The organism is Rhodoferax sp., assembly GCF_028688795.1.
Lineage (GTDB): Bacteria > Pseudomonadota > Gammaproteobacteria > Burkholderiales > Burkholderiaceae_C > Rhodoferax.
Map to the genome: position 1 here is coordinate 1 of NZ_JAQTXM010000060.1, position 9543 is coordinate 9543.

The window sequence follows — 9543 nt, forward strand, 5'->3', positions numbered from 1 at the left end:
CTAACAGATGAAACATTGCCTGCGGCATCACGAACCCATACATAAAGGGTTTTCTCACCTGCTGCTGTTAAGGAGCCATCCGGCTGTTTGGCAGGAATGGTATAGCTTGAAGGAGAGCTATTCAACCATGGTGTCGGGACAGGTCGAACTGATTGATCGCTTATATACCATCCGGTTACGGCTGCATTATCAGTTTCAGTCAAGCGAGGAATTGGAATCGTCAGTGTTGAGCCTGTAGTTTGAAGCGCAAAGGCTGTTATTTCAGGAGCTTGTGTATCTGCAAAGACTACACTCACTGTACAATCGGCAGTAATTACAGAAGTAGAGTAGTTATCCCCTCCTGTATTTGTTATTCCACATCCGCTTGCCTGCGTCATAGTATAACCGGAGGCAGGTACGATCGTGAATAACTTGACATCACCCTCGTTTACCGTCTGGCTTGTATCCGGAGTGACAGTTCCACCGGACGTGGCTGTAATTGAAACCTGGTGTGTAATTCGTTCGTAAGCAGAATTAAGTGTGCAGTCTGCGTTAACCGGATCAAGCGTAAACTGATTACCAGCCAGCACACCGCTGCAACCGCTGGCAGAAGCAAGTCGATAATTTGCAGCAGGTGTGAATGTAATAGCAGCAGTCGCATTATATGGAACAATAGTAGAGTCTGCCGGCTCGGAAACTCCGTTGGCGGCAGCAGGTATGGATATAGTGTACTGATTAATGGCAAATTCTGCTTCCATAGTATGTGAAGCCGTAACATTGCTAATTGTGTAGCTGTAAGCTGCGATACCGTCTGTAATGGTCGGACCGGTTGCTGCTACAGACGAGCCGCCATCTCTCAAAGCAGAAAGATGATGACCGGGGAGAGTAGTACTCATACTGCAAACAGTTGAACTGCCGTGATTAACAATACCCGGACTGCAGCTTATAGTGCCGTCACCACTGCTTGTTGCTGATACCATATAAGTATTAAGCTCAAATGTGGCAATCAGGTTATGAGCTGTAGTGACATTTACAATGGAATATACTGTTCCGATTACAGCGCTGGTTACATCTACACCATTATCGGTCAGGCTCGCCAGGTGATGACTGGCAGGGTCAGTTGGAGCTACAGAACAGTTGGACGATGTGCCGTAATCAGCAGTACTACAGGAGAGCGTACCGGCTCCGACTGCAGCCACAGCAGGCGCAAAGGTATCTATTGTAAAACCGGCAGTTACGGTACGATTGACGGTGATATTGGATACAGTGTAGCTGGTTTGTTCCGTACCGGTATAAACGTCGCCGTCGATGGAATCAGCGAGCGAAGTCAGATGATAGCCGACTTCCGGTGTGATGCTGCAGACACTGCTCCCGCCGCTGACAGCTGTACCGGGACAAACAACAGAACCATGTCCTCCGGGAACTGCCCCGCTCACTATCGAAACGCCGACACCGGTAAGCGGCACTTCAAGAGCCGGACTACTGCTGTCCGAGTTTGTTATGGTCAGCGTGCCGGTTTTATTACCTGACGTAGCCGGTGTAAATGCCAAACCAACCGTACAGAAATCTCCAGCCGGAAGAGCCGGTGCATAGATGGTACAAGGTTTTGATCCGTAAGCTATATTCAGTGAGAAAGCACCGTCGTTTCCGTTATCAAGTATTATCGAACTGATTTGAAGTTCTGATGCACCGGTATTGCTGATGGTTATTTCCTGCGTAGCGGAAGCGCTTCCATAAGCCTGCTGTCCAAGATCCGGACTTGGCGGAGTTATAGCTATCGAACCGCTGCCGATCAAACCGCCACGAACAGCTAAAGCGTGGAATAAACCTGTTGTTTTATCACTATAAATTAATTTTCCATCTTCTATATTGTATATCCAGGCATTTTTAGCCTGATTGACCCCTGTAGTACCAGTCCAGTATCCGGTTGTCTGGACATTGCTAAAGCCCTCCCCCTCCAACCAGGTTTTGCCACTCTCTTCAGCACCGTTGTAGAGACTGAGCAGTTCAACACTGTTAGCCAGACGCCAGTCGCTATAGTTAAGATAATGTGACGCATTCAGAGCTTTTACATAATCCAGAGCCTGCTGCCATGAAAGCAGACCAGAATTTGATGCATCAATCTGCCACATCAGACCAGTCAATCTGTCAAGCGCAATACTGCTGTTGACAGGTGCGGTACCGTCAGCATTTCCAAAACGGGCGGCTGGCCAAGGAATACCGGCTTTCTGATCACCATCCTGCCCGGTATGAATGCCTGTTGTAGAGTTGACGCAAGGGGTGGGGTTATTGGTTACTGTGTCGTAGCAAACTGTCTGACCTGTCTGAATTGGCTGCGCCAAGCCAAGTCCCTGCCAGGCACGAACAGGAACAACATAATTAACTACAGTTTTATCCTGACTTATTATGGAACCTTCCAGCATATTGACTGACCATGCTTCAGCCGGAGTCGCCGTTTCAGTTGTACTGGTCCAGTAAGAGTTCGGTTTTACATTGATAAAACCAAGCGTCGTCAACCATGATGCGCTATCAGGGCGAACACGGTTAATCAATGATGCCATTTCATTGCGATTTGGCAAACGCCAGTCTGTATAACCACCATAATTTGCAGCATTCATTGATGCAACTGTTGCAAGTGCCGTTTGCCAGTTCTGAGCTGCCGGCACTTTACTGAAGTCTTTTGGATACATAAGACCTGTGAGCGTATCAGTCATAACAGCTGTAGTAGTGTCTGCACCTACTCCGCTGGCAAAACGAACTGTTGGCCATACAAGCCCGGAGAGACTTTCGCCATCCTGACCGGTAGAGGGGCAGGCTATTATTGTTCCAGCCGAATTATAACAACGATTCTGTCCACTACGAGGCAGATTTATCCGGTTTGCAGAATCAAATGTTATATCTGCAAACTCCATATCTGAAATGTTCCCTGCGTAATCCCGACTCCATGCATAGAGACGATGAAGACCTTCCGAACCAGCCATAAGAAATGAAGCGGGTGCGTCGGGTCCGCTCCAGACGCAGGCATTTACGTCAGTACTGTTCTGAAGAATGCAATACTCTTTTACATGGACGTTATCGGTAGCCGTAAGTGTAATAATCGGAACATTTAGTGAAGTAACGCTTGCAGGAACCGCAAATGTAGTAACCGGTTTTGTCGTATCGGGACTGAAAGAAGCGGTTACTGTGCATGGACCGATTACTGATGCAGCAGTATAGGTTGCGTTGGTACCGTGAGTAGTCGGTGGTGCGGGATTATCTCTCCATGGAGTCCCGGTTACTGCTCCACAGGCGGCATCGCCGGTTATGCTGTCAATCTGGAAACCGTCAATTTCGTCAATCAGAAACGTGGCGGCAGTTCCGTAATCGGCATAATTAGACGGATTGAAGGTGGAATTTACGCTGTTGGTTCCGCTACCTGATACAGCGGCTGACACCAGATAGGTGTTTTTGCGGAATTTCGCTTCAACAGCTCGTGGAGCAGTTGTATTACCAAGCAGATAAAGGGCTGCCACCGAACTGTTAAGACCGGTTATGCTCTGATTGCGCGCAGCAGCATCTTCAACAGTATCAACCCACACACCATAAACATGATATCCGGTAGCCGGTGTTATAGTACATGACGGATTCGTACCCCAGTTAGCGGTATCCGGACAGACGACTGCGCCCCCGCTGCCTGAAGCGGTCAAAGCCGTTGCCGACTGCGGCGATAAAATTCCGGCAAGGAGCATAAACAGCAGAGCAGAAACCAAGTAAATGGTCAAAGAAGTTTTTCCAATCCGTAATTTCTTGGGATTATTGATTATGCTGTTCATAGTACGCTCCTTCTTAAAGCGATGATTATAAATTTAATGCCGGCTATATTTTCTAAACTCTTACCGAATGATACCCACACTATCTATTTACAATTGCTTAATTTAAAAGGTTTTTCTCTCGCAAGTTCAGACGGATGCTTTTAACAAATCATGGCACTACCGCCACACTCGGAGTGATGCTGTAAACGTTGATGGCAGTGGTAGCGGTCGTCGTACAGTTGCCCGTGACACCGGCGGTAGTGTAGCTTGCGTTGACCGTGCCAGCATCTCCGTTACTGTAGATGAAGTTCTGTACTGAGCCGCCACAGCCGTTGTCAATCTGAGTCAGGTGGTAACCTGTGTTGGCGTTATAAGTGAATGTTTGCGTTGCTCCGTAGTTGGTCGTCCTGCTCACCGTGGCACCGGATGCACCGCCGGTTATCGTTCCGTTGGCACTTGGAACTGCCGAGACGTTGTACTGATTGATACTGAATGTAACGCTCACCGTGCAGTCAGTGTTGTAGGCAGTTGTGCTTACCGTGTGAGAATTAATGGACGTGCTCGTGTTTGTGTAGCTGATTCCGCAACCACTTATGTCAGAGACGTAATAGCCCGTGTCAGCAGTTGCCGTACAGCTCGAGGTTGCTCCGTTATCAACCGTTGTGGGCGTACATGAAAGTGTCCCGTTCGCACCGGGAGATGTTGATACAGCGTATGTTGGCGGTATCAATCCTGAGTTGATTGTCATGGTGTAAGCAGAGGAACTGGGCTGGCCGGTCATATCGAGAACCTTGAACGTAAAGGTCGTCAGGGGATTGATCCCGGCTTCTCCGTTTTGATCGTACGTCAATCTGGTGACATCGTTACAGGTTGCGCCGGGAGAGATAGTCAGCCCGTTGTATTTAAGAATACCTTTTGACGGAAGAGCAGCTACCGTTATCCCGTTAAAAGTACTGCTGGAAGAACTAAAAGGAAAATCGCTGGTTTTAAAACCGTAAGTCCCATCGCTGAGCGTTGTTATTGTGCTGTTTCCTCCAGTAGGCGGGGTGGTAGGTGTGTAAATGGATATGCTGACCCCGACCGTACCGCTGGTGAAGGTTCCATCGGTCAGGTAATAGGTAAAAAAGTCCGAGACCCCGGCGTTGCCGTTGTTCGTGTAGGAGAACGATCCGTCCGAATTCAGCGTAAAACCGCCACTGATATAGCTCGGGCTCACAACCATAACGGCATTGCCGAGACCATTGCTTCCGGCAATGTCATTGGACTTAACGTTCCCTGTAATGGTTCCGCTTCGCGGACAACTGATGGAGTCCGCAACCGCCGTTGGTGCAGTGCCCGCAATGGAAGGCGTTGTAAATGAAATTGTGTTCCCGTAGGCTGTGCCGAGGTCGCTGACAGCGTAGGCTCTCACGTAGTAGGTGGTGTTCAACGACAGTCCTGTCATTTGTCCGGCAAAGGAGCCGGTTCCGCCCGCAGAATCGGTAACCTTGGAATCATAAGTGGTCGGCTCGGAATTTGTGGTGCTATAGCATATTCCCCGCTGTGTAATCGCGTGACCGTTGTCACTAGTAATAGTGCCACCGCTCCAGGCTGAATTCCCGGAAACGGAGTACGCAGGCGTTGTCGACAGCTGAGCCACCAGAATACTCACAATATTTCCTGCCGCATTTTCAAGGAGATTCTTGAAGAATCTTCCAGTACCGTAGGCGGGATCACTGATCTTAGCCCAAAAGTTAACATCAGCCCAGGCAACAAAATCACCAACTCCCAATCGTTCCTGTGCCATTACAATTTTCGTGGGATCAGATATAGATTTGTTCAGAACAGTGGCATCTCCGCCAATATTGACAGCGGATGCAGCTCCCCCCGTATTCAATAACGACACTCCCTGAAATAGAGGAGATGCAGTATTGAAGTTAGTGTTCGGTAAATAATCATAGGTCGGCCCGCTATCAAGCATGAGCGACTGAATCGACAGATGCCCCCCCAGGGCAATAACGATATTAGTCACATTCGTGTTCTGCGTAGCAAAACCCGAGTGTTCACCAATGAGTACAATTCGACCGCCACGATTGCGAAGGGCAGTAAGATTATTTAGTTCGGTTGCGTTTAGTGCACGACTAGGAAGACAAATAAAGGCCATTGAATATGCAGACAGATCAGGAATAGTTGTTGAACCGTCACTTGCATATGTTGCCGAGTGCCCCGACAGGGTATTGTAATAACTGGCGACGGATGAAGCATAACTTCCACCATCGTGAACATAGACATTTGCCAAAGTAAAAGAATAATTTTCTATTGTCTTTGTAAAACAGATAGTTGACATCATCTGAGCGGTCTGCCGCTCCAACTGCCAATCCCCCCCCAAGTGTTTATAACCGGTACGGTTTGTCGAAGCAGCAACTTTTGCCGACGTTAGTTCCGCAAGAGTCTTTATAAGACTATCACCGGATGCGCCCTTCCCTGTTTCACAGCCATACAGGAGAATTTCGGCGTCTGCCTGCAGGAACTTCTGCCATGAGCGGACTTCCGGTGCCTTCACCTCGAATGACTGCTGAGTAAGAACATCACCCACGGCGGAAATTACGCCGGGAGCACCATGGGTGACAATATGCAACGTTTTCACCGGCTGATGTGTCTTGATTATGCTGCTCAGCGACGAAACAATATCCTTGCCTTCAGTAAAATATTCGACATGAACTCCGGGTCTTAATCCTGCCAGCAGGACCTGGAGATCAGGCAGTGATCTATCAATAACGACAACTTCGCTACCGGTCGATGCTGGGGCGTCATTAGGCCCGCTGCCACTGACCGAAACTGCCCCTGTGACTGCCTGACTTATCGAAACATACGTCAGTGGCGCAAAAAAAGACACAACCAGTGCAAACCACGTTGCAAGCTTTTTTGCTACCGATATTGAGGACAGGACGGATTTCATTGCTAACTCTCGCATGAATTAAATCTTGAAAATTTTATTACGGCACAATTACCACACTCGGCGTGATGCTGTAGACATTGATGGCACTAACGGCTGATATGCCGCAGTTGTCTGCTACACCGTTGGTGATGGTGCCGGACGGTGTGAAGGTGGCGCTTGTCGTCCAGGGACCATTGACTACATCTGAATAGGTTGCCGAGCCGGTGCCGCTGCAGTTGTTGGTTATGCCTGTCAGGTGGTAGCCGGTGTCGGAGGTAAAGGTCACGGCCTGTGAGCTGTTGTAATTTATATTGCTGTAGGTATGCGGCGTGTTCAGAGCATAGCTGTCAACTTTGGAGTGCGTGTCGGGTGTAGCGGTGATGTCGAACTGGTTGATGGCAACAACGGCGCTGACGGTGCAGTCGTTGGTTACCGTACCCAGCGAGAATGTGTTGCTAGTCACTCCGGAGGTACCGTTTGTGTAGGCAGGGGCGGTGTAGGTGCTGCCAAAGCAGCCGCTGACGGAGGTGATATGATAGCCGCTGTTGGGTGTAACCGTGCAGGAGTCGGTCTGGCCGTGAATGACGGATGCTGGACAGGTGACTGTGGCATTACCCACCGGTGTGACCGAGGTTGAGATATATCGGTAGCCTAGTGCATAGCTGGAAGTTATGCTGCATGGAGCGGTTATGGTATTTGTCGTGTATGGTTTGCTCATGACGTTGTAGTCGGGGAGCGTGTTGCTGTAGGCTGCGCCGCAGGTGCCGCCGATGGATACAACGTAATAACCGGAATCGCCGGCTACGGTCAGGGTGGGGGTGGTGCCGTAGTCAAAGTAGCTGTTGGCCGGGGAGATGGTTCCGTTTGTGCCCGGTGTGGTTGTAATCAGGAAGGTGTCCTTGCGGAATTTGACCAGCACAGTGCGGGCGTCTGCGACAACTCCCAGCGCACGGGAAGCGAGCGTCGTGTTAACACCGACTGCGCTGAAATTGCTCCATACGGAGGAGCCGTCAACGATCACATCATAGACGTGGTAGCCTGCTGCAGGAGTAAAGGTGCAGGTCGGATCGACGCCGTAGTTGACCGTTGCGGGACAGGATACCGAGCCGCCGACGTTGGCAGTGCCGTTGTTATCGGTGGCAGTCGCGGTGATGCTGTAAACATTGGGAGCCGTTGCAGCCGTGACTACACAGCTGGTACTTGCCGGAGTTGCAACATTATAAGAACCGGAGATTATTCCATTAGTGTCATTTGTATAAGGAAAAGATGCAGGTGTTGGAGTTCCAACACAAGCTGCTGGGCTTGCTGTTATGCCGGTAATGTGGTAACCGGCGCTGGAAGCAAAGGAAAACGAGTAAACCGTATTGTTGCTTTCCGGCGAAATCCCGGATATTGGTGCAGAGGGAGTTGAAGTACCGTTGGTGATTGACGGAGTATACGTAAGGGTATCGGGTGTCGTAAAACTGACTATGTCGGAGTAACCGGTGCCTGTTGATACCCCGCCTGCTGTGCCGACTGCTTTAGAGCGATAATAGAATGTGGTATTGATACTCAGGCCTGTCAAATTAACGGTAAAGTTGCTGGGTGCCGATGTAAATGTTTGAGGTGCAGTCGTCAAATTGAGACTCGACGAATTTGTGCCGTATTCAAATATTACATCAACCGAGGTGGATGTACCCATGTCTGTCAGCGTTCCGTTGATTGTCGCAGTAGTTGTAGTAATGTTGGTGGCCGCGCTTGAGGTCACTTTTGGGGGCAGGTGAGACTGTGCGCGAAGAAGTGTGAGAAGAGCAAAAGAAGTACTGCGTACATAAGCAGTGTGATTTTGCTCACCATAACCTCCACCAAGCCACCATCCGCTGGCATTCTGATTGGCTACGATCACGTCCGCAAAATCGTTATACCAGTTGTGACCGCTGAACGTATCAATGGCGTATTCCGAGAAACCTTTTGCCGAAGCAAACATACCGGAATAGGATGGAAGCACTCCGGCACCAGGGTTACCGCGCCAGCCGTAGTCAGCGCTTGAGTTAAGACCGTTTGTTAAATCAGCCCAGTGACTGTTCATAAACGTCAGTGCATTTTGAACGGTCGTATCATTGACGCTCTTGCCAACCAGCGCCAGATTAAACAGCAGGTGCCCCGTCTTATAAACATTATTCCATCCATCCGGAGACGTATATCCCGCTCCTCCAAAGTTGCCACCGGGTGTTGTTGACTGGATATAGGTGTTATGAAGATCAAGACCGGTCAGGAAACCAGCCGGAAATGTGCAGCCCATACTATGGACTGCATACGCCACACCCATGGTAACCCACCCTACCGTGGATTGGTCACGCGTAGCATCTCCTTTATTGTACGCCCAGGCACCCCCGGCATTTTGAGCAGACTTAAGCCAGTTTATAACCATCTGACCAACCTGTTTATAAGTATAACCCGCAAGGACTCCGGTTGTTACTTGCGTATCAGGATTGCCAGACCGCGAGATTGCCATCAGCGGTATGCCGGTCTGATAGGTATTATCACCACCAAGGTCCCAATAGACCCATCCATTGGTCGAGTCATACTGTACATTGTTAAAAAGAAAATTGAGACCATTCAGATATTGAGTTCTGTAGGCAAAAGTCGCATCTGTCGGCGTTTTGCCCAACTTTTCAGCATAATGAGCCAACGCAGTGAGAGCAAAGCCGGTCGTGGCAGGAGGAAAATCACCAGTAAAAGAGCCATCACCTGACTGTTGACTCAACAGATACGCTATGCCGTTCGTAATCGCCGTATCAATCTGTTCCTGTGTCGCCGCCTCCGCACTCCGCAATCCTCCCGTCCCTACTGACATAAACAGCACTAAAAGCATCA

3 protein-coding genes are annotated in these 9543 nt (G+C 49.5%); all 3 read right to left on the reverse strand.

Going from position 1 to position 9543, the window contains the following annotated elements:
- On the reverse strand, positions 1-3791 hold a 3791-nt coding region (locus PHQ58_RS22380), incomplete at its 3' end, for a DUF1566 domain-containing protein (protein ID WP_300115861.1).
- Between the two features lie 148 nt (positions 3792-3939).
- Positions 3940-6708, reverse strand: a complete 2769-nt coding sequence (locus PHQ58_RS22385) for a DUF4347 domain-containing protein (protein ID WP_300115863.1) — start codon at positions 6706-6708, stop codon at positions 3940-3942.
- A gap of 37 nt (positions 6709-6745) precedes the next feature.
- Positions 6746-9543 (reverse strand): hypothetical protein (locus PHQ58_RS22390; protein ID WP_300115865.1); only part of this gene is annotated, 2798 nt, incomplete at its 5' end.

Coding starts and splice junctions, on each gene's coding strand:
- PHQ58_RS22385 (WP_300115863.1), bottom strand. CDS start 6,708: ATGAAATCCGTCCTGTCCTCAATATCGGTAGCAAAAAAGCTTGCAACG.